Consider the following 21,537-nt stretch of genomic DNA (forward strand, 5'->3'; position numbering starts at 1 on the left):
GAGGCATTACAGATCCAGCACCAGCAATTGCTCGCTCTGCGCCGGCACCGCGCAGCAAATCAGCACCTGCCCCGCTTCCGGCATGTCTGCCGGGGGCTGTGGATAATTTACTGCACCGCTGACCAACCGTGTCTTGCAAGTGCCGCACGAACCTCCACGGCAACTGAACTCGGGGCGCAGGCCACGGCTTTCTGCGAGCTCCAGCAGACTGCCACCGTCCGGCTGCCAGCGCGCTTCCTTGGCAGAACGCTCGAACATCACCGGCACTGACGTGATGGCGGCCGGTGGTTGCTCGATGACCACAGCATCCGGGTCCGGCTGGCGCTTGAGTGTCGACGGGCCGAAGGTTTCGGCATGGATCCGCGCGTCGCGAATGTCCAGCTCGCGCAGGCTGTCGTAGACACTTTGGGTAAAAGCGCCGGGCCCACAGACAGCAAAATCGATCTGGTCGTAATCATCGACCTCCAGCAGATCGCGCAGCAGTGCCCGATCAATGCGCCCATGGCGGTCGAAATCTTCGCCCTCGTGCGCATCGGCTTCCGGCTGACTGAGCAGGCGAATCACCCGTACTGCGTCGCCAGCACTTTCCAGCAAGCGATCGAGCTCCTCGCGAAACGGCTGATCGGCCAGGCTGCGCGAACTCTGCAGCAACCACGTCGGCCGGATCCTGCGGGTGCGCAGGCCTTGATACACCACCTCGCGCAGCATCGACAGCAACGGCGTGATACCAACCCCTGCCGCCAGCAGCACCAGCGGCCGTTGTTCCAGCGGCACCACGGTGAAATGCCCCTGTGGCGCCCGTGCCTCAAAGACATCGCCGACCCGGATCTGCTGGTGCAAATGGCCTGAAACCAGGCCCTCGCGTTTCACACTGATGCGCAGGAAATCATCCGATGGCGCACTCGACAGGCTGTAGGTGCGGATATGCGTTTCACCGCCCAGAGTGAAGCGCAGCGGCAGATGCTGGCCGGCCTGAAACACCGGCATCCCTGCGCCATCGTCCGGTTGCAGATAGATCGAGCGGATGTGCTGGCTCTCCCTTTCGATGCGGGTCACCCGCAGCGGCCGCCAGCGGTCACCCAGGGCCTTGGCCTGCAAGCGCGCATCGGCCTGGGCCCAGGTGCCGGTCAACAGGCTGGTGGGCGACATGCCATCGAAGCGCCAGCGCAAGGCCAGTGCCGCCGGACGCCGCACCAGTCTCTCTACCTCGAATGTCCACAGGCGCTCGGCGCCTTGGAACGCTTCGATCTGCGGCCCGTCGAGGATGATCTCGGTCCGCCCGCTCAGTTGCAGCACATCGCCTGTGGAAAAGTCGATGAACAGCAGGCCAGCCTTGGGATTGAGCAGCAGATTGCCGAGGGTATTGAAGTGCAGGTTGCCGGCAAAATCCGGGATGGTCAGGCGATTACCTTCAACCCGGACAAACCCGGCTTGCCCGCCACGATGGGAAACATCCACCGCACGTTGTCCGTCCGCATCGACGTAACTGGCGACAAAGAAGGTGTCGGCGTCTCCGATCATGGCCCTGGCCGCGTCATCAAGACCGTCGCCGTGCTGCGCTGGCCGCGTCTGCGGATCGCTCAGCGGCACGCGCTGGAACTGGCGCAGTTGAATGTATTGCGGACAGTTGCCGAAAGCCTGATCCACGCTCACCTCGAAACCCTGCACGGTCAGATTGTCGACATGACCGTTGAGGCGATTGCGGCGGCGGGTATGCAATTCAATGCCGAGCAATCCGATCGGCTCGCCATTGCGCAATTGCGCCGGATCATCGGCAGCGGGTTGGCTGGCGAAATGCAGGTGCTGGGGATCAGGCGAATGAGCAAACCCCGGCGCGCCTTCGAGCACGCTGGCCCATGGACGCCCGTCAGCATCGACCGCGCCGTACAGCATGAACGGTAATTGCTCATAAAATGCGCGGTGCTGATCCGGCATCCAGTCACGAATCACTTTTCGGCCGAAGGCCTCCATGCGCTCGGCAACGCCGACATGGGCCTGCAGTTGTTGCTCGCCAGCGTGCCACGGTGAACGTTCCATCACGCATCTCCCCGCGCCGCCGGCGCATTGTGGATAACTCGATCAGATCGGGCCGACCTCTCAGGCAGTCTTTTGCAGACCGGCGACAGTGCGCGGCATGCCGACAAAACCGGGCAAGGCTTCGACACGCGCCAGCCAGGCACGCACGTTGGCGTAGTCGTCCAGCGACACGTTGCCTTCCGGCGCATGGGCGATGTAGCTGTAGGCGGACACGTCAGCGATGGTCGGCTCGCTGCCGGCCAGATACGGGGTCTTGCCCAGTTCCACCTCCATCACTTTGAGCAGGTTGTGCGCACGGGTAATCGCTTCTTCAGCATTCAACTGGGCGCCAAACACCGTTACCAATCGTGCAGCAGCAGGTCCGAAAGCAATCGGCCCGGCAGCGGCCGACAACCAGCGCTGCACCCGTGCCGCACCGACCGGATCCGTTGGCAGCCAACGACCGCGGCCGTACTTCTGCGCCAGATACACCAGAATCGCGTTGGAGTCGGCCAGCACCACGCCGTCATCGTCGATCGCCGGCACCTGACCGAAACTGTTTATCGCCAGATACGGCGCCTGCTTGTGCTCACCCTTGGCCAGATCGACCAGGATCAGTTCAGTCGGCAGTTGCAGCAGGGACAACATCAGCTCCACCCGATGGGCGTGGCCGGAACGCGGGAAGTTGTAGAGTTTGATCGCTTGCATGGTCGACTCCGCTGGAGAGGGCGCCGTTCGGGATGGCAGCGCCGATGGAGGCCATCTTCCACCCATCTTCGAAGCAACAGAATCACCAGCAATCGCAATCGATTATTTCACTGGATGAAATAATGCCGCGTTCTGCAGCGCCGGATGTTCTCGCAGGACCTTCACCGCGTGGTCGACAAAACTGCGCACCCGCGCCGGCGCCTTGCGTCCGCCCTGATACACCACATGAATCGGCAGCGGCGGCAGTTCGAAATCGGCGAGGACAATTTCCAGTTCACCGCAGGCCACCTTGCCAGCGACCTGATAGGACAACACCCGGGTCAGCCCCAACCCCAGGCAGGCCGCAGTAATCGCCGCCTGGTTGGCGGTGACCACCAGCCTCGGTTCGGGTCGCACGCTGATCGCTTCGCCCTGATCCACAAACGGCCAGTTGCGCAACTGACCGATCGCCGATGTCGTCACCACCGGCGCACCGGCCAGTGCCTGCGGATGCGCGGGACGGCCGTGTCGAGCCAGATAGGCCGGCGAACCACAGATCACCCGCCGCACTTCGCCGACCCGGATCGCGTGCTGATTGCTGTCCGGCAACTCACCGATGCGCACCGCGACATCGATGCCCTCCTCGACCATGCTCACCACTCGATCGACCAATAGCGCATTGATCGAAACGTCCGGGTATTGCGTCAGATAAGCCGCCATCAGCGGTGTGACAAACAGCTCGCCAAACAATACCGGCGCGGTCACCGTCAATTGCCCACGGGGCTGGGCGTGACTGCCGGCCGCCGAATCCTCGGCTTCCTGCACCTCGGCGAGAATTCTCCGACAGTCTTCCAGATAACGCTGACCAGCCTCACTCAGGTGCACAGTGCGAGTTGTGCGAATCAGCAACTGTGTACCGATACGCTGCTCCAGCGCCGCCACGGCGCGAGTGACACTGGCCGCGGACAAGCCAAGACGCCGCGCCGCTGCCGAGAAACCCTGCTCTTGGGCAACGGTGGCGAAGATCTGCATTTCCTGGAAGCGGTCCATGGATGTCCTCGATTCAGATACAAAAATCGCAGCCGAGGCTGCGATTTTTGCGGGTCAATGTCAGCTGTGGATAACTTATTCCACCGTCACCGACTTCGCCAGGTTGCGCGGCTGGTCGACGTCGGTGCCTTTGAGCACGGCGACGTAGTACGACAGCAGCTGCAGCGGTACGGTGTACAAGATCGGCGAAAGAATGTCGTGGATGTGCGGCATCTGCACCACGTGGGTGCCTTCGCCGTTGGTCATCCCGGCTTTCTCGTCAGCGAACACGATCAGTTCACCACCACGGGCACGGACTTCCTGCAGGTTGGACTTGAGCTTCTCCAGCAGTTCGTTGTTCGGCGCCACGGTGACCACTGGCATGTCGTTATCCACAAGCGCCAGCGGGCCGTGCTTCAGCTCACCAGCCGGGTAGGCTTCGGCGTGGATGTAGGAGATTTCCTTGAGCTTCAAGGCGCCCTCCATTGCGACCGGGAACTGCGCGCCACGGCCGAGGAACAGCGTGTGATTCTTCTCGGCGAACAGTTCGGCGATTTTTTCCACGGTGCTGTCCATCGCCAGCGCTTCGCCCAGACGGGTTGGCAGACGACGCAGTTCTTCCACCAGCGTGGCTTCAATGCCCTTGCCGAGCGTGCCGCGTACCTGACCCAGAGACAGGGTCAGCAGCAGCAGGCCGACCAGTTGCGTGGTGAACGCCTTGGTCGAAGCCACACCAATTTCGCGACCAGCCTGGGTCAACAGCGTCAGGTCGGATTCACGCACCAGCGAGCTGATGCCGACGTTGCAGATCGCCAGGCTGGCGAGGAAGCCCAGCTCTTTGGCGTTGCGCAGCGCGGCCAGGGTGTCGGCGGTTTCACCGGACTGCGAGATGGTGACGAACAGGGTGTCCGGCTGCACCACCACCTTGCGGTAGCGGAATTCGCTGGCGACTTCGACCTGGCACGGAATACCGGCCAGTTCTTCGAGCCAGTAACGCGCGACCATACCGGCGTGGTAGCTGGTGCCGCAGGCGACGATCTGCACGTTGCGCACTTTGGCGAACAATTCGGCAGCCTGTGGACCAAAGGCCTGCACCAGCACTTGATTGTTGCTCAGACGACCCTCGAGGGTACGCTGCACGACGACGGGCTGTTCGTGGATTTCCTTGAGCATGTAATGACGGAACTCGCCCTTGTCGGCGGCTTCGGCACCATCGCTGTACTGCACGGTCTGGCGTTCGACGGCGTTGCCGTGGACGTCCCAGATCTGCACGTTATCGCGGCGAATTTCGGCGATATCGCCTTCTTCCAGGTACATGAAGCGGTCAGTGACCTGGCGCAGGGCCAATTGGTCGGAGGCAAGGAAGTTCTCGCCCAGGCCCAGACCGATCACCAACGGGCTGCCACTGCGCGCGGCAACCAGACGATCCGGCTGTTGTGCGTTGATCACGGCCAGACCGTAGGCGCCGTGCAGTTCCTTGACGGTGGCTTTCAGCGCAACGGTCAGGTCAGGCTGATCCTTGAGTTTGTGGCTCAGCAGGTGAGCGATGACTTCGGTGTCGGTGTCCGAAGTGAACACGTAACCCAGCGCTTTCAGTTGCTCACGCAGGGCTTCGTGGTTCTCGATGATGCCGTTGTGCACCACGGCGATATCACCGGAGAAATGCGGGTGCGCATTACGCTCGCAAGGTGCACCGTGGGTCGCCCAACGGGTGTGGGCGATACCGAGACGGCCAACCAGCGGCTGCGCGGCCAGCGCCGCTTCCAGCTCGCTGACCTTGCCCGGACGGCGCATGCGCTCGAGCTTTTCGTCGTTGGTGAAAACTGCCACACCGGCGCTGTCATAGCCGCGGTATTCAAGGCGCTTGAGGCCTTCAAGCAGGATGGCGGTGATATTACGTTCAGCTACTGCGCCGACAATTCCACACATGTTTATTTCTCCTGACTGACAGCCGCGCAAATCACGGTGATACCGCGGGCCTGAATCTGATCGCGCGCATCTTCAGGCAGGCGATCATCGGTAATGAGGGTATGGACGCTGCTCCACGGCAGCTCCAGGTTGGGAATCTTGCGGCCGATCTTGTCGGCCTCGACCATCACGATCACTTCCCGCGCCACGTCGGCCATCACCCGGCTCAATCCAAGCAGTTCATTGAACGTGGTGGTACCGCGCACCAGATCGATGCCATCGGCGCCGATAAACAACTGGTCGAAGTCGTAAGAGCGTAGTACCTGCTCGGCCACCTGGCCCTGGAAAGACTCCGAATGCGGATCCCAGGTGCCGCCGGTCATCAGCAGCACCGGTTCGTGTTCGAGTTCGCTCAAGGCGTTGGCGACATGCAGGGAGTTGGTCATCACCACCAGACCCGGCTGCTGGCCAAGCTCGGGAATCATCGCCGCAGTGGTGCTGCCACTGTCGATGATGATGCGGGCGTGTTCGCGGATGCGTTTGACGGCAGCACGAGCAATCGCCTGTTTGTACTTCGAAACGCTCTGGCCTGGTTCCGCGACCAGTTCCTGCGGCATGGTGATCGCCCCGCCGTAACGGCGCAGCAACAGACCATGGCTTTCCAGTGCGGCCAGATCCTTGCGGATCGTAACTTCCGAAGTTTCGAAGCGCTTGGCCAGTTCATCCACACTGACTTCGCCCTGCTCATTGAGCAAGGCGAGGATATTGTGTCGGCGTTGGGGCGTATTGCGTTTCGACATGACGGCCTAAGTTTCGATTCGAAAGATAACGGAAGCAATCAAAACCTATTGCCGTTCAATCGTCAAGCTCAGGCCATAAAAAAATCGCAGTCCCCCCGGCATCCCTGTAGGAGCTGCCGAAGGCTGCGATCTTTTGATCGTAGAGCTACTGTGGATAACTCAGCTCTTCTTGATCTTCTCCGGACGCTTCCAGCCATCGATATTTTTCTGCCGCGCCCGACCAACGGCCAACTGAGCGTTATCCACATTCTGCGTAATGGTCGAGCCAGCCGCGGTGGTTGCCCCGGATGAGATATCCACAGGTGCCACCAACGAGTTGTTGGAGCCGATGAACACGTCCTCGCCCAACACGGTTTTCCACTTGTTGGCGCCATCGTAGTTGCAGGTGATGGTGCCCGCGCCAATGTTGGTGCGAGCGCCAATTTCGGCATCACCCAGATAGGTCAGATGCCCGGCCTTGGCGCCCTCGCCCATGCGCGCGTTTTTCAATTCGACAAAGTTACCCACATGCGCGCGCGCTTCGAGCACCGTGCCCGGACGCAGACGAGCAAATGGACCGGCATCGCTGCCTTCGCCAAGCATCGCGCCTTCGATGTGACTGTTGGCCTTGATCACCACGCCTTTGCGCAGGGTACTGTCCTTGATCACGCAGTTCGGACCAATCACCACGTCGTCCTCGATGACAACATTGCCTTCGAGAATCACGTTGACGTCGATCAGCACATCACGACCGACGGTGACTTCGCCACGCACATCGAAACGCGCCGGGTCACGCAGGGTCACGCCTTGCGCCATCAGACGGCGACCGGCGCGCAACTGGTAATGCCGCTCCAGTTCGGACAGTTGCTTACGATCATTGGCCCCCTGCACTTCCATCGGGTCGTGCGGTTGTTCAGTGGCCACTACCAAACCATCGCTGACCGCCATTTCGATCACATCGGTCAGGTAGTACTCGCCCTGCGCGTTGTTGTTCGACAGGCGGCTCATCCAGTCGGCCAGGCGATTGGCCGGGACGGCGAGAATGCCGGTGTTGCCTTCGGTGATTGCGCGCTGGGCTTCGCTGGCATCCTTATGCTCAACGATGGCAGCGACCTTACCGTCAGCGTTGCGCACGATGCGGCCGTAACCGGTCGGGTCTTCCAGCTCGACGGTCAACAGGCCCATCTGGCCCGGTACGACGTGCTTGAGCAGGCGCTGCAGGGTTTCAACTTCGATCAACGGCACGTCGCCGTAGAGAATCAGCACGGTGTCGGCGCTGATGAACGGCACAGCCTGAGCCGTTGCATGACCAGTGCCCAATTGCTTGTCCTGCAGCACGAAATTCAGATCGTCAGCCGCCAGACGCTCACGTACCACATCGGCACCGTGGCCGATCACCACATGAATGCGCTGTGGATCAAGCTGCCGTGCGCTGTGGACAACATGGCCAAGCATGGAATTGCCGGCAACCGGGTGCAGCACTTTCGGCAACGCCGAACGCATACGGGTGCCTTGACCGGCCGCGAGGATAACGATTTCAAGAGACATGACTGGCTACCAATCCTGGGTGGTCAGCAACTGCGACCGGGTTGTAAAAATCGGAAAAGAAAAAAGGGTAGCCGAGGCTACCCTTTTTTATCAATCGCACAACAAGTGGCTGACGGATTAACCGCCAAACTTCTTGCGGATCTGCTGGACGGTGCGCAGCTGAGCTGCAGCCTCGGCCAGACGTGCGGACGCAGCTCCGTAATCGAAATCTGCGCTCTTCTCGTGCAGAGCAGCTTCGGCAGCCTTGAGAGCTGCCTGGGCTTGAGCTTCATCCAGGTCGGCGGCACGTTGCACGGTATCGGCAAGCACCTTGACCATGTTCGGCTGAACCTCGAGGAAACCACCGGAGATGTAGAACACCTCGGCTTCCCCGCCTTGCTTGATCAGGCGGATCGGACCTGGCTTCAGATTAGTGATCAGCGGCGCGTGACCCAGAGCGATACCAAGATCACCCAGTGCACCGTGCGCAATCACCATCTCGACCAGGCCGGAAAAGATTTCCCCTTCCGCGCTGACGATATCGCAATGGACTGTCATAGCCATCTGATTGCCTCAACCTAAATTAGCGCCCGTTGCCGGGCGCCGGGATTACAGTTTCTTGGCTTTCTCGATCGCTTCTTCGATGCCGCCAACCATGTAGAACGCTTGTTCTGGCAGGTGGTCGTAGTCACCGTTGAGGATGCCTTTGAAGCCAGCAATGGTGTCTTTCAGGGAAACGTATTTACCCGAAGCACCGGTGAAGACTTCAGCCACGAAGAACGGCTGCGACAAGAAGCGCTGAATCTTACGAGCACGGTTAACCAACTGTTTGTCGGCTTCCGACAGCTCGTCCATACCCAGGATCGCGATGATGTCTTTCAGCTCTTTGTAACGTTGCAGAACGTACTGAACGCCGCGAGCGGTGTCGTAGTGGTCCTGACCGATTACGTTCGGATCCAGCTGGCGCGAAGTCGAATCCAGTGGATCTACCGCTGGGTAGATACCCAGGGAAGCGATGTCACGGGACAGAACGACGGTGGCGTCCAAGTGGGCGAAGGTGGTCGCTGGCGACGGGTCGGTCAAGTCGTCCGCAGGTACGTATACCGCTTGGATCGAGGTGATCGAACCTTCTTTGGTCGAAGTGATACGTTCTTGCAGAACGCCCATCTCTTCAGCCAGGGTCGGCTGGTAACCTACTGCCGAAGGCATACGGCCCAGCAGTGCGGATACTTCGGTACCGGCCAGGGTGTAACGATAGATGTTGTCGACGAACAGCAGAACGTCGTTACCTTCGTCACGGAACTTCTCGGCCATGGTCAGGCCGGTCAGTGCTACGCGCAGACGGTTTCCCGGCGGCTCGTTCATCTGACCGTAAACCAGTGCCACTTTGTCCAGAACGTTGGAGTCCTTCATCTCGTGGTAGAAGTCGTTACCCTCACGAGTACGCTCACCCACACCGGCGAACACGGAATAACCGCTGTGCTCGATGGCGATGTTACGGATCAGTTCCATCATGTTTACGGTTTTGCCTACACCGGCACCACCGAACAGACCGACTTTACCGCCCTTGGCAAACGGGCAAACCAGGTCGATAACCTTGATGCCGGTTTCCAGCAGGTCGTTGCCGCCTGCCTGTTCAGCGAACGAAGGTGCTGGACGGTGAATGCCCCAACGCTCTTCGGTGTCGATAGGACCTGCTTCGTCGATCGGGTTACCCAGAACGTCCATGATCCGGCCCAGGGTCGCTTTACCGACCGGTACGGAGATGGCTGCGCCGGAATCGGTAACTTCCAGACCGCGCTTCAAGCCCTCGGTGGAACCCATCGCAATGGTGCGAACCACGCCGTCGCCCAGCTGTTGCTGAACTTCCAGAGTGGTTTCGGCCGCGCTCACTACTTTCAGCGCGTTGTAGATGCTCGGTACGCTGTCGCGTGGAAATTCCACGTCGATAACGGCGCCGATGATTTGAACGATACGTCCGCTACTCATAGCTGGATCCTCTGAATATTTGAACCGTTAAACCGCGGCAGCGCCGCCGACGATTTCCGAGATCTCTTGGGTGATCGCAGCCTGACGCGCCTTGTTGTAGATCAGCTGCAAATCGCTGATCAAATCACCGGCGTTGTCGGTAGCGTTCTTCATCGCGATCATCCGCGCAGCTTGTTCAGCCGCGTTGTTCTCGACCACCGCCTGGTAGACCTGCGACTCGACGTAACGGACCATCAAGCCGTCAAGCAGCTCTTTGGCATCCGGTTCGTAGAGATAGTCCCAGTGGTGCTTGAGATCCTGATCCGGGGTTGCCACCAGTGGAATCAACTGCTCCACGGTAGGCTGTTGCGTCATGGTGTTGATGAACTTGTTGGACACCACGGACAGGCGGTCAATACGGCCATCCAGGTAGGCATCCAGCATCACCTTGACGCTGCCGATCAGATCATTGATCGACGGCTCTTCACCCAGGTGGCTGATAGCTGCAACGACGTTACCGCCGAAGTTACGGAAAAAGGCCGCACCCTTGCTACCAACGACACACAGATCAATCTCGACGCCGTTTTCGCGGTTTACCGCCATGTCCTTGACCAGGGCCTTGAACAGGTTGGTGTTCAAGCCGCCGCACAGACCACGGTCACTGCTCACGACGACATAACCGACGCGCTTTACTTCGCGGTCGATCATGAACGGGTGGCGGTATTCCGGGTTGGCGTTGGCCAGATGCCCAATTACCTGGCGGATACGCTCCGCATAAGGACGGCTAGCAGCCATGCGCATTTGTGCCTTGCGCATTTTGCTGACCGCCACTTTTTCCATGGCGCTGGTAATTTTTTGCGTGCTTTTGATGCTCGCAATCTTACTGCGAATCTCTTTTGCGCCTGCCATGTAACACCTATCAGGTTAGCAAGCGGGAGCCTCACGGCTCCCGCTGCGGCTTACCAGGTTTGGGTGGCCTTGAACTTCTCGATACCGGCTTTCATGCCAGCGTCGATTTCGTCATTGAAGTCACCTTTAACGTTGATCTTGGCCATCAAATCGGCGTGATCGCGGTTGAAGAAAGCAATCAGCGCTTGTTCGAAGCTGCCGATCTTGGCGATTTCAATGTCAGTCAGGAACCCACGCTCAGCGGCATACAGCGACAGCGCCATGTCAGCGATCGACATTGGTGCGTATTGCTTCTGCTTCATCAGCTCGGTAACGCGCTGACCATGCTCAAGTTGCTTACGGGTCGCTTCGTCCAGGTCAGAAGCGAACTGGGCGAATGCCGCCAGTTCACGGTACTGAGCCAGAGCGGTACGGATACCACCGGACAGCTTCTTGATGATCTTGGTCTGAGCGGCACCACCCACACGGGATACCGAAACACCGGCGTTCACTGCAGGGCGGATGCCCGAGTTGAACATGGCCGATTCCAGGAAGATCTGACCGTCGGTGATGGAAATCACGTTGGTCGGAACGAACGCGGAAACGTCGCCAGCCTGGGTTTCGATGATCGGCAGTGCGGTCAGGGAACCGGTTTTGCCGGTCACTGCGCCGTTGGTGAACTTCTCTACGTACTCTTCCGAAACGCGGGATGCGCGCTCCAGCAGACGGGAGTGGAGGTAGAACACGTCGCCTGGGTAAGCTTCACGGCCTGGTGGACGGCGCAGCAGCAGGGAAATCTGGCGGTAAGCCACTGCTTGCTTGGACAGATCGTCATAAACGATCAGCGCGTCTTCACCGCGGTCGCGGAAGAATTCACCCATGGTGCAACCGGAGTACGGTGCCAGGAATTGCAGCGCAGGAGATTCCGAAGCACTGGCAGCCACGATGATCGTGTTGGCCAGAGCGCCGTTTTCTTCCAGCTTGCGAACCACGTTGGCGATGGTCGATTGCTTCTGACCGATGGCTACGTAGACGCAGAAAATGCCGCTGTCTTTCTGGTTGATGATCGCGTCGATCGCCAGAGCGGTTTTACCGATCTGACGGTCACCGATGATCAGCTCACGCTGGCCACGGCCGACAGGGATCATGGCATCGACAGCCTTGTAGCCAGTCTGTACAGGCTGGTCTACCGACTTACGCCAGATCACGCCCGGTGCAACTTTCTCGACCGCGTCGGTCAAGGTGTTGCCCAGTGGACCTTTGCCGTCAACAGGGTTACCCAATGCGTCGACTACGCGACCCAGCAGTTCCTTACCCACCGGAACTTCGAGGATGCGGCCGGTGCACTTGGCGCTCATGCCTTCAGCCAGACTGGTGTATGCGCCCAATACAACGGCACCTACGGAGTCTTGCTCCAGGTTGAGGGCCATACCGTAGACGCCGCCCGGAAACTCGATCATCTCGCCGTACATGACGTCGGCCAGACCGTGAATCCGCACGATGCCGTCAGATACGCTGACGACAGTGCCTTCGTTACGGGCTTGGGAGGTCACATCGAGCTTGTCGATGCGGCCCTTGATAATTTCACTTATTTCGGAAGGATTGAGTTGCTGCATTGCTCTGCTGCCCCTTCAAACTCAAGATTTCAATGCTTCGGCAAGTTTCGCGATTTTGCCGCGAATCGAGCCATCGATAACCAGGTCGCCGGCGCGGATAACGACACCACCTATAAGGGCAGCATCCTCCGCAACTTGCAGGCGCACTTCCCGGTTGAGTCGTGCACTGAGAACCTTGGCGAGTTTGTCTTGCTGTTCTTGGTTCAATGCGAAAGCACTGGTCACTTCAACGTCTACCGACTTCTCTTGTTCGGCCTTGTACAGGTCGAAAAGAGCGGCGATCTCCGGCAGAAGCGGGAGACGGTCGTTTTCGGCAACGACATTGATGAAGTTCTGTGCCTTGGCATCAAACTTGTCGCCGCACACGTCAATGAACGTGGCGGCCTTTTCTGCGCTCGTCAGTCGCGGGGCCTTGAGCACGCGCTGCATGGTGTCGTCTTGCGACACCGCTGCAGCCAGGCCGAGCATGGCTGACCAATTGGCCAGTTGCTGGTGGGCCTGAGCGTGCTCGAAGGCCGCCTTAGCGTAAGGTCGGGCCAACGTGGTCAGTTCTGCCATGATCGCCCTCGCTTAGATTTCAGCAGCCAGTTGGTTAACCAGCTCTGCGTGCGCGTTTTGATCGATTGTGGCACCCAGGATCTTCTCGGCGCCGCCGACAGCCAGCAAGCCCACTTGGGCGCGCAGCTTGTCTTTGACACTGTTCAGTTCCTGTTCGATCTCGGCTTGAGCCTGAACCTTCACACGGTCAGCGTCGACACGGGCTTTTTCAACAGCCTCTTCGACAATCTGGTTACCGCGTTTCTTGGCTTGCTCGATGATTTCAGCTGCCTGAGCTTTCGCTTCGCGCAGTTGCTGACCCGCTTTCTCTTGGGCCAACTCCAGGTCGCGAGCTGCACGGCTGGCAGCGTCCAGACCATCAGCGATCTTCTTTTGACGTTCGTGCAGAGCAGTGATGACCGGAGGCCATACGAACTTCATGCAGAACAGTACAAAAATCAGGAACGCAACGGACTGGCCAATCAGGGTCGCATTAATGTTCACGCCAACACCTCGCAGTTACGTTGTCCATCACACCAAATTACTCGGAAGAATCCGGGTAATTAGCCAGCGATCTGACCAACGAACGGGTTCGCAAAGGTGAAGAACAGAGCGATACCAACACCGATCATGGTTACGGCGTCGAGCAGACCGGCAACGATGAACATTTTAACTTGCAGCATTGGAACCATTTCTGGCTGACGCGCGGCGCCTTCCAGGAACTTGCCGCCCAGCAGGCCGAAACCAATTGCGGTACCCAGTGCGCCCAGGCCGATCAACAGTGCAACAGCGATAGCGGTTAGACCAACTACAGTTTCCATCTTTCCTCCCGACTTTTACGTCGTATGGTTTAGGTTTTTTAGATTAAAGCGGTAAAACAAATCGTTTCAGGTGCCCTGTGAAGAGCCCCTTCCCGTTTGACCGGGAAGGACATCAGACTAGTCGAGACTGGTCTTAATGGTTTTCTTCGTGCGCCATCGACAGGTAGACGATGGTCAGCATCATGAAGATGAACGCCTGCAGAGTGATGATCAGGATGTGGAACACAGCCCACGCCCACTGCAGAACAACGCCCAGGCCGCTCAGCCAGAGCAGGCCGCTGCCGAACATCACAGCGATCAGAATGAACACCAGCTCGCCGGCATACATGTTGCCGAACAGACGCAGGGCCAGAGAGATCGGTTTGGCGATCAGAGTCACGAATTCCAGCAGGAAGTTCACCGGGATCAGCAGGGCCTGAACAAAGATGTTCTTGCTGCCGAACGGGTGCAGGGTCAGTTCGCCGATGAAGCCGCCGATGCCCTTGACCTTGATGCTGTAGAAAATGATCAGTGCGAAAACCGAGAACGCCATGCCCAGGGTCGCGTTCGGGTCGGTAGTCGACACGGCACGGAACGGGATGTGGTGGTCGCCGGTGATCAGGATGGCCAGCTGAGGAATCCAGTCGACCGGTACCAGGTCGACAGCGTTCATCAGGAACACCCAGACGAAGATGGTCAGTGCCAGCGGTGCAATCACCGGGCTACGGCCATGGAAGCTGTCTTTCACGCTGCCATCGACGAATTCGACCAATACTTCAACGAAGTTCTGCAAAGCACCTGGCTGACCCGATGTCGCTTTCTTTGCCGCCATGCGGAAAAGGAAAACGAAGATCAGACCCAGCGCGACCGACCAGCCGAGGGTATCGACGTGGAAAGCCCAGAAGCCCATTTCCTTGGCTTCTGCTGCGGTATGGGCAAAGCCCCAGCCGCCGTTAGGTAGCTGACCGAAGGTCAGGTTCTGCAAGTGGTGCTGGATATAGCCCGAAGCGGTTGTTTCTGCCATGGTTGCCTCAAACGCCCTAAGGTCTCGAAAGTCTTGTTCTCATCAGCAGGGGAGCGAACCAGCTGACCGACTGAGTCAGCACGAAAGCGCCGAATACTGCGATCGGCGCCAATGGCTTCACACCTGCAAACACCAGTGCAAACAGCACTGCCGTCAAAATCAGTTTGCCTGCCTCGCCGGCATAAAATGACCGGACGATGGACTGGGCTGCTCGGGCGCCGGAAAACCGAAATGCCTTGTGAGCGAAATAAACATTGGGCAGCAAGGCTATCAGGCCTCCGCAAAGTCCCGAGTATCCGGCAACGACTCCATGCCATTGCCAGAGCGCCAAAGCGGCAATGAGCAAAATGACAAATTGAGCCATCAACACCGGAAAAACCGCCAGGCGATGGAACGGCAGGCGGTTTGGCTTGCGGGTTTCCATCACGTTTGCTCTCCAATGGTCGGCTGCCAGAATTCAATAACTTGGCATAATTTGTGCCGACAAAATGCGCGCAGAGTATAGGGGCGGTTCTGCCCCTATTCAACTGTCAGGTAGTGATTTCCGACTGCGCGCTACATGAGGAAATGTTTCAGCGGATGTGTGCGAGCACACCTTGAAGCTCATCGAGTGAGTTGTAACCAATCACCAGCTGACCTTTTCCCTTCTTGCCGTGGCGAATCTGCACCGCAGAGCCTAGGCGCTCGGCCAGACGCTGTTCGAGCCGGGCGATATCCGGGTCGGGTTTGGCCGCTTCCACAGGCTCCGGTTTGCCACTCAACCACTGGCGTACCAGTGCCTCAGTTTGGCGCACAGTCAGGCCTCGTGCGACAACATGTCGCGCCCCTTCCACCTGCTGATTGTCCGGCAGACCGAGTAAAGCACGGGCATGACCCATTTCCAGGTCACCGTGGGACAGCATGGTCTTGATGACTTCCGGCAGTGCAATGAGGCGCAACAGGTTAGCCACAGTCACACGGGACTTACCCACAGCCTCGGCAACCTGTTGTTGAGTGAGCTGGAATTCCTGCTGCAGACGCTGCAAGGCGACGGCTTCTTCGATCGGGTTCAGGTCTTCTCGCTGGATGTTCTCGATCAGCGCAATGGCGATCGCGGTCTCATCCGGCACATCACGGACCATCGCCGGGATGGTTTCCTGGCCGGCCTGCTGACTGGCGCGCCAGCGGCGTTCACCGGCAATGATTTCGAAGCGGCCACCGCCAATCGGGCGAACCACGATCGGCTGCATCACGCCTTGCGCCTTGATCGACTGAGCCAGCTCTTCCAGCGCCTGCGGGTCCATGTCGCGGCGTGGCTGGTATTTGCCACGCTGCAGCAGGTCCAGAGGCAGGTGTTGCAGTTCACGGGTATCGGCCTGCGCCGCCTGTTCTTCCAGCGCGCTGACGGTCGGACCACTCAGCAGTGCATCCAGTCCACGTCCGAGACCTCGTTTCTTGACGGCCATGGGGATTCCTTAAGTTGGCTGGGCAGCGGCGATGCGTGAATTTTTGCGCTGACGGCGAACCATCTCGCCCGCCAGGGCCAGGTAGGCCAGCGCGCCGCGCGATTGCTTGTCGTAGGCCAGTGCCGGCATACCGTAGCTCGGCGCTTCGGCCAGACGGATGTTGCGCGGGATCACCGTGTCGTACAACTGCTCACCAAAGTGTTCCTTGAGCTGCGCCGAAACATCGTTCATCAGGCTCAGACGCGGGTCGTACATGGTGCGCAGCAAACCTTCGACCTTGAGGTTCGGGTTCAGCAGTTCGGCGATACGCTTGATGTTATCCACAAGGTCGCTCAAACCTTCGAGCGCAAAGTATTCGCATTGCATGGGGATAATGACCCCATCGGCGGCAACCAATGCGTTCAACGTGAGCATCGACAGCGACGGCGGGCAGTCGATCAGAATGTAATCGTAGTTTTCACGGATCGGTGCCAGCGCGCTGCGCAGACGGCTTTCCTTCATCTGCATTTCCAGCAGAACCACTTCGGCCGCGGTCAGGTCGCGGTTGGCCGGCAGCAGTTGATATCCGCCGTGCTCGGAGTAGTGCATGGCCTGGGCCAGATCGCATTCGCCGATCAGCAGGTCGTAGACCGAGTTTTCCAGGCCATGTTTATCCACACCGCTACCCATGGTGGCGTTGCCCTGTGGATCGAGATCGATCAACAGCACCCGGCGCTTGGTCGCGACCAGGGATGCTGCGAGGTTGATGCAGGTGGTGGTCTTGCCCACACCACCCTTCTGGTTCGCTATCGCGAATACCTTAGCCATTCTTGCTTGTGTTCCCAATCATGCCGTGCGGCGCAGTATCAGCAGATGGCGTTGGCCTTGGCAACCGGGTACGGCCAGGGCGTGTTCGCTATCGAGTTTGAAGTCTGCCGGCAATGCTACCAGCTCATCGGCCGGATGAACGCCCTTCATTGCCAGCCAGCGCGTGTCGGCATCGCCGAGGTGGCGAGTCCAGTTGGTGAAGTTCTCCATGCTGCTGAATGCCCGGGAAATGATCCCGTTGAATGGCTGGGCAGGCTGGAAAGCTTCGACGCGACTGTGGATAACTTGCAGGTTATCCAGTTTGAGTTCGAGTTTGACCTGAGTCAGGAAGCGGGTTTTCTTGCCGTTGCTGTCCAGACAGGTCACTTGCGAGTCTGGATACAGGATCGCCAACGGGATCCCCGGCATGCCGCCGCCACTGCCGACGTCGAGCCAGCGGCCGTTTTCGATGAACGACATCACGCTCAAGCTATCGAGCAGATGCCGCGAAACCATTTCGTCAGGATCGCGAACTGCAGTCAGGTTGTAGGCCTGGTTCCATTTGATCAACAGGGCCAGGTAACCCAACAACAATTCGTGCTGGGCTGCGCAGAGATTGATACCGAGCTCGCGGGCTCCTGTGGATAACTCTTCGGCGTGTTGCGAAGTGACCTTAGAACTCAAGCGCTTTGCTCCAACTGACGGCCCGCGCCGCGTTTTTTCAAATGAATCATCAACAGCGAAATCGCTGCCGGGGTCACGCCCGGAATCCGTGAAGCTTGCCCGAGCGTCTCCGGACGCGTCGCACCGAGCTTGCTCTGGATCTCCTTGGAGAGACCGGAAATGTTGGTGTAATCGATATCCACAGGCAGTTTCGTGTCTTCACTGGCGCGCAGACGGGCGATTTCGTCCTGTTGACGGTCGATGTAACCGGCATATTTGGTCTTGATTTCAACCTGTTCGGCGACCTGTGGGTCTTCGGCGCCGTTTCCGGTCACTTCGACCAGACCAGCGTAGTCGATTTCCGGACGGCTCAAGAGGTTGAGCAAGTTGTATTCGTGAGTCAGCGGCGTACCGAATTTATCCGCAATCGCATCGCCCTGCTGAGTACCCGGGCGAACCCAGGTGCTTTTCAGGCGCTGCTCTTCGAGTTCGATGCTTTCGCGTTTCTTGCAGAAGGCCGCCCAACGCGCGTCATCGACCAGACCCAGTTCGCGACCTTTTTCGGTCAGACGCAGGTCGGCGTTGTCCTCACGCAGAATCAGGCGGTACTCGGCACGGGAAGTGAACATGCGGTACGGCTCTTGGGTACCGAGGGTAATCAGGTCATCGACCAGCACACCGATGTACGCCTCGTCGCGACGCGGGCACCAGGCTTCTTTGCCCTTGGCGCGCAACGCGGCGTTGGCCCCGGCGAGCAAACCTTGCGCACCGGCTTCTTCGTAACCGGTGGTGCCGTTGATCTGGCCAGCGAAGAACAGGCCGCCGATGACCTTGGTTTCCAGGCTGTACTTCAGATCACGCGGGTCGAAGTAGTCGTACTCGATCGCATAACCCGGACGCACGATGTGCGCGTTTTCCATGCCGCGGATCGATTGCACGATCTGCAATTGCACGTCGAACGGCAAGCTTGTGGATATCCCGTTCGGGTAAAGCTCATGGGTGGTCAGGCCTTCCGGCTCGATGAACACCTGATGGCTTTCCTTGTCGGCAAAGCGGTGAATCTTGTCTTCGATCGACGGGCAGTAGCGCGGGCCGATGCCCTCGATTTCACCGGCAGCGGAATACATCGGCGAGCGATCGAGGTTCGCCGCGATGATTTCGTGAGTGCGGGCGTTTGTGTGCGTAATCCAGCAGCTGACCTGGCGCGGATGCTGTTCTTTGTTGCCCATGAACGACATTACCGGGATCGGCGTATCGCCTGGTTGCTCGGTCATGACCGAGAAATCCACAGACTTGCCATCGATGCGCGGTGGCGTACCGGTTTTCAGGCGACCGACACGTAATGGCAGTTCACGCAAACGGTGGGCCAGGGCGATCGACGGCGGATCACCGGCACGACCGCCGGAAAAATTCTGCAAACCGATGTGGATAAGTCCACCGAGGAAGGTACCGGTGGTCAACACCACGGAATCGGCGAAGAACCGCAGACCCATTTGCGTGACAACACCGCGAACCTGGTCCTGCTCGACGATCAGGTCATCAGCAGCCTGTTGAAATATCCACAGGTTCGGCTGGTTTTCGAGGATTTCGCGGACAGCGGCCTTGTACAGAATGCGGTCGGCTTGCGCACGGGTCGCCCGTACGGCCGGACCTTTGCGGCTGTTCAATACGCGAAACTGGATGCCGCCCAGATCCGTAGCCATGGCCATCGCGCCGCCGAGGGCGTCGATTTCCTTGACCAGATGGCTTTTGCCAATGCCACCAATAGCCGGGTTGCAGCTCATGGCACCGAGGGTTTCCACGTTATGCGTCAGCAACAGGGTTTTTGCCCCCATACGTGCTGAGGCCAGTGCTGCCTCGGTACCGGCATGACCGCCGCCGATGACGATCACTTCAAAACGGGAAGGGAAATCCACCACGCACCTCGTGCCTGCTTAAGTAGGTCATTCAGGAATAGTTTGAGATCAGGTTTCTGAACCTGGTCGACAAGTATAGGGACTTCGCCCTTCCTAAAGAACCCTCTGCACAAAATTTAACCAGCTGTGGAGAACTCAAGGTTAAAAGAATAAAAAAGAGAGAAATTTATAAAACCTTTGTTTTTATGTTTATTCTTACTGAGCGATCATTCTGTGGATAGATCTCTACAAGTCTTTATATTCAATGTGTACAGACTTTCAAAACCCTGTTATCAGGTGCCAATGAGGCCCTTGGATAACCGGTTTAAGCCTGTGGATGAATGGGGTGGTTATCCACAGAGGCAGTTATATCCAGTTTTCAGGTCCTGTTATCAACTGAGCTCAGAGGCAGTTATTCACAGGGCTTAATCCACAGAAATCAGCTGACTCAGTGAATGGCAGACAAGGGAAATCCGCTCAGGGAGAGAGAATCTGCCCGGCACTGGAGAAAGAAATCGAGAAATGAGGCGTGCAGACAGGCCGCGAACGGGCCTGTCTGTAAACAGCTGGAGGGTTATTTACCGATGCAGAAGCTGGAGAAGATCCGGCCAAGCAGGTCATCGGAGCTGAATGCCCCGGTTATTTCACCCAGAGAGTGTTGGGCCTGACGCAAATCCTCGGCCAGTAGCTCACCGGCACCGGCCAACGTCAGCTGTGCGCGACCATGTTCCAGCGCTGCACTGGCATGGCGCAGAGCCTCCAGATGACGGCGACGGGCACTGAAGCTACTTTCCGAGGTTTGCTCATAGCCCATGCAGGCCTTGAGGTGTTCGCGCAGCAACTCCAGACCTTCGCCAGCGGATTTGGCGCTGAGGCTGATGGTTACGTGACCATCGTCGCTGACTTCCAGGGCAATCACCTCACCCGTCAGGTCAGCCTTGTTGCGAATCAAGGTGACTTTGGCGGGATCCGGCCGGGTCTCGAGGAATTCCGGCCACAGTGCGAACGGATCTGCAGCTTCCGGCGCGGTGGCATCGACCACCAGCAGCACCCGATCCGCTTCAGTGATCGCTTTCAACGCACGCTCGACGCCGATCTTTTCCACATGATCGTCGGTATCGCGCAAACCTGCGGTGTCCACCACGTGTAACGGCATGCCATCGATGTGGATATGTTCGCGCAGGATATCCCGGGTGGTGCCGGCAATTTCGGTCACGATCGCGGCTTCGCGGCCAGCCAGGGCATTCAACAGGCTGGACTTGCCGGCATTCGGACGACCGGCGATCACCACCGTCATGCCATCACGCAACAAGGCACCCTGCCCGGCTTCACGCAGCACGGTGGATAACTCTTCACGTACCTTGTCGAGCATGCTCAGTACGTGGCCATCGGCCAGAAAATCGATTTCCTCTTCCGGGAAGTCGATCGCGGCTTCGACGTAAATGCGCAGGCCGATCAGTTGTTCAGTGAGGTTATGCACACGCAGGGAGAACGCCCCTTGCAGTGAGCGCAAGGCATTGCGTGCAGCCTGTGCAGAACTGGCTTCGATCAGGTCGGCGATCGCCTCGGCCTGAGCCAGGTCGAGTTTGTCGTTGAGGAACGCACGCTCGCTGAATTCACCCGGGCGGGCCAGACGGCAACCCAGTTCCAGGCAACGCTTGAGCAGCATGTCGAGAACGATCGGGCCACCGTGCCCCTGCAACTCCAGCACATCTTCGCCAGTGAACGAGTTTGGTCCCGGGAAATACAGGGCCAGGCCTTCGTCCAGCACCTGCTGATCAGCACTGAAAAACGGACCGTAATGTGCGTAACGCGGTTTCAGTTCGCGGCCGCTGATGGCTTTGGCCGCAACGCTGGCCAACGGCCCGGAAATACGGACGATGCCGACACCGCCGCGACCTTGAGCGGTGGCGACAGCGGCGATGGTTTCACGAGGTGCGCTCATAAACCGGAATCCAGACAAAAGTGG

Annotated in this window: 20 protein-coding genes; all 20 read right to left on the reverse strand. The window is 58.7% G+C overall.

The features are described 5' to 3' along the window. Positions 1 to 6: 6 nt before the first annotated feature. A complete protein-coding gene (locus BW33_RS02915; protein WP_047596961.1) occupies positions 7 to 2,037 on the reverse strand; it encodes a pyridoxamine 5'-phosphate oxidase family protein in 2,031 nt (676 codons plus the stop codon). 60 nt (positions 2,038 to 2,097) lie between these two features. After that, positions 2,098 to 2,724, reverse strand: a complete 627-nt coding sequence (locus BW33_RS02920; RefSeq protein ID WP_047596963.1) for a glutathione S-transferase family protein — start codon at positions 2,722 to 2,724, stop codon at positions 2,098 to 2,100. Positions 2,725 to 2,826: 102 nt separating this feature from the next. Next, on the reverse strand, positions 2,827 to 3,753 hold the full coding sequence (locus BW33_RS02925; protein ID WP_047596965.1) for a LysR family transcriptional regulator: 927 nt from the start codon (positions 3,751 to 3,753) through the stop codon (positions 2,827 to 2,829). Between the two features lie 75 nt (positions 3,754 to 3,828). Then, a complete protein-coding gene (glmS, locus tag BW33_RS02930; protein ID WP_047596966.1) occupies positions 3,829 to 5,661 on the reverse strand; it encodes a glutamine--fructose-6-phosphate transaminase (isomerizing) in 1,833 nt (610 codons plus the stop codon). A gap of 2 nt (positions 5,662 to 5,663) precedes the next feature. Beyond that, positions 5,664 to 6,440 carry a DeoR/GlpR family DNA-binding transcription regulator gene (locus tag BW33_RS02935; protein ID WP_047596967.1) on the reverse strand — a complete coding sequence of 259 codons (777 nt, stop codon included), beginning with the start codon at positions 6,438 to 6,440 and terminating at the stop codon, positions 5,664 to 5,666. A gap of 159 nt (positions 6,441 to 6,599) precedes the next feature. Continuing rightward, positions 6,600 to 7,967: a bifunctional UDP-N-acetylglucosamine diphosphorylase/glucosamine-1-phosphate N-acetyltransferase GlmU gene (glmU, locus tag BW33_RS02940; RefSeq protein WP_047596969.1), complete on the reverse strand. Its 1,368-nt coding sequence runs from the start codon at positions 7,965 to 7,967 to the stop codon at positions 6,600 to 6,602. A 117-nt stretch (positions 7,968 to 8,084) separates the two neighbouring features. Next, a complete protein-coding gene (locus BW33_RS02945; protein ID WP_007954164.1) occupies positions 8,085 to 8,510 on the reverse strand; it encodes a F0F1 ATP synthase subunit epsilon in 426 nt (141 codons plus the stop codon). Between the two features lie 45 nt (positions 8,511 to 8,555). Beyond that, positions 8,556 to 9,935, reverse strand: a complete 1,380-nt coding sequence (gene atpD / locus BW33_RS02950; RefSeq protein ID WP_007911961.1) for a F0F1 ATP synthase subunit beta — start codon at positions 9,933 to 9,935, stop codon at positions 8,556 to 8,558. Positions 9,936 to 9,962: 27 nt separating this feature from the next. Continuing rightward, a complete protein-coding gene (atpG, locus tag BW33_RS02955; RefSeq protein ID WP_007960781.1) occupies positions 9,963 to 10,823 on the reverse strand; it encodes a F0F1 ATP synthase subunit gamma in 861 nt (286 codons plus the stop codon). 50 nt (positions 10,824 to 10,873) lie between these two features. After that, positions 10,874 to 12,418 (reverse strand): F0F1 ATP synthase subunit alpha, encoded by a 1,545-nt coding sequence (atpA, locus tag BW33_RS02960; protein ID WP_047596971.1) that lies wholly within the window; start codon positions 12,416 to 12,418, stop codon positions 10,874 to 10,876. Between the two features lie 21 nt (positions 12,419 to 12,439). Next, positions 12,440 to 12,976, reverse strand: coding sequence for a F0F1 ATP synthase subunit delta (locus BW33_RS02965; RefSeq protein WP_007911956.1), 537 nt, complete (start codon positions 12,974 to 12,976; stop codon positions 12,440 to 12,442). A 12-nt stretch (positions 12,977 to 12,988) separates the two neighbouring features. Next, a complete protein-coding gene (locus tag BW33_RS02970; protein WP_047596973.1) occupies positions 12,989 to 13,459 on the reverse strand; it encodes a F0F1 ATP synthase subunit B in 471 nt (156 codons plus the stop codon). 59 nt (positions 13,460 to 13,518) lie between these two features. After that, positions 13,519 to 13,776 (reverse strand): F0F1 ATP synthase subunit C, encoded by a 258-nt coding sequence (gene atpE, locus BW33_RS02975; protein WP_003097235.1) that lies wholly within the window; start codon positions 13,774 to 13,776, stop codon positions 13,519 to 13,521. A 133-nt stretch (positions 13,777 to 13,909) separates the two neighbouring features. Next, positions 13,910 to 14,779 (reverse strand): F0F1 ATP synthase subunit A, encoded by an 870-nt coding sequence (gene atpB, locus BW33_RS02980; protein ID WP_007960779.1) that lies wholly within the window; start codon positions 14,777 to 14,779, stop codon positions 13,910 to 13,912. Between the two features lie 16 nt (positions 14,780 to 14,795). After that, positions 14,796 to 15,203 (reverse strand): F0F1 ATP synthase subunit I, encoded by a 408-nt coding sequence (locus tag BW33_RS02985; RefSeq protein WP_003229783.1) that lies wholly within the window; start codon positions 15,201 to 15,203, stop codon positions 14,796 to 14,798. Positions 15,204 to 15,351: 148 nt separating this feature from the next. Then, positions 15,352 to 16,224, reverse strand: a complete 873-nt coding sequence (locus BW33_RS02990) for a ParB/RepB/Spo0J family partition protein (RefSeq protein WP_007960777.1) — start codon at positions 16,222 to 16,224, stop codon at positions 15,352 to 15,354. 9 nt (positions 16,225 to 16,233) lie between these two features. Further along, positions 16,234 to 17,031 (reverse strand): ParA family protein, encoded by a 798-nt coding sequence (locus BW33_RS02995; protein WP_003229787.1) that lies wholly within the window; start codon positions 17,029 to 17,031, stop codon positions 16,234 to 16,236. An 18-nt stretch (positions 17,032 to 17,049) separates the two neighbouring features. After that, positions 17,050 to 17,694: a 16S rRNA (guanine(527)-N(7))-methyltransferase RsmG gene (gene rsmG / locus BW33_RS03000; RefSeq protein ID WP_047596975.1), complete on the reverse strand. Its 645-nt coding sequence runs from the start codon at positions 17,692 to 17,694 to the stop codon at positions 17,050 to 17,052. After that, entirely contained in the window at positions 17,691 to 19,589 is a 1,899-nt protein-coding gene (gene mnmG / locus BW33_RS03005) for a tRNA uridine-5-carboxymethylaminomethyl(34) synthesis enzyme MnmG (protein WP_047596978.1), read from the reverse strand. Before mnmG ends, rsmG begins: the two co-directional genes overlap by 4 nt. A 553-nt stretch (positions 19,590 to 20,142) precedes the next feature. Continuing rightward, positions 20,143 to 21,513 (reverse strand): tRNA uridine-5-carboxymethylaminomethyl(34) synthesis GTPase MnmE, encoded by a 1,371-nt coding sequence (mnmE, locus tag BW33_RS03010; RefSeq protein WP_047596979.1) that lies wholly within the window; start codon positions 21,511 to 21,513, stop codon positions 20,143 to 20,145. Positions 21,514 to 21,537: the final 24 nt, after the last annotated feature.

Source organism: Pseudomonas sp. RIT288 (assembly GCF_000631985.1).
Lineage (GTDB): Bacteria > Pseudomonadota > Gammaproteobacteria > Pseudomonadales > Pseudomonadaceae > Aquipseudomonas.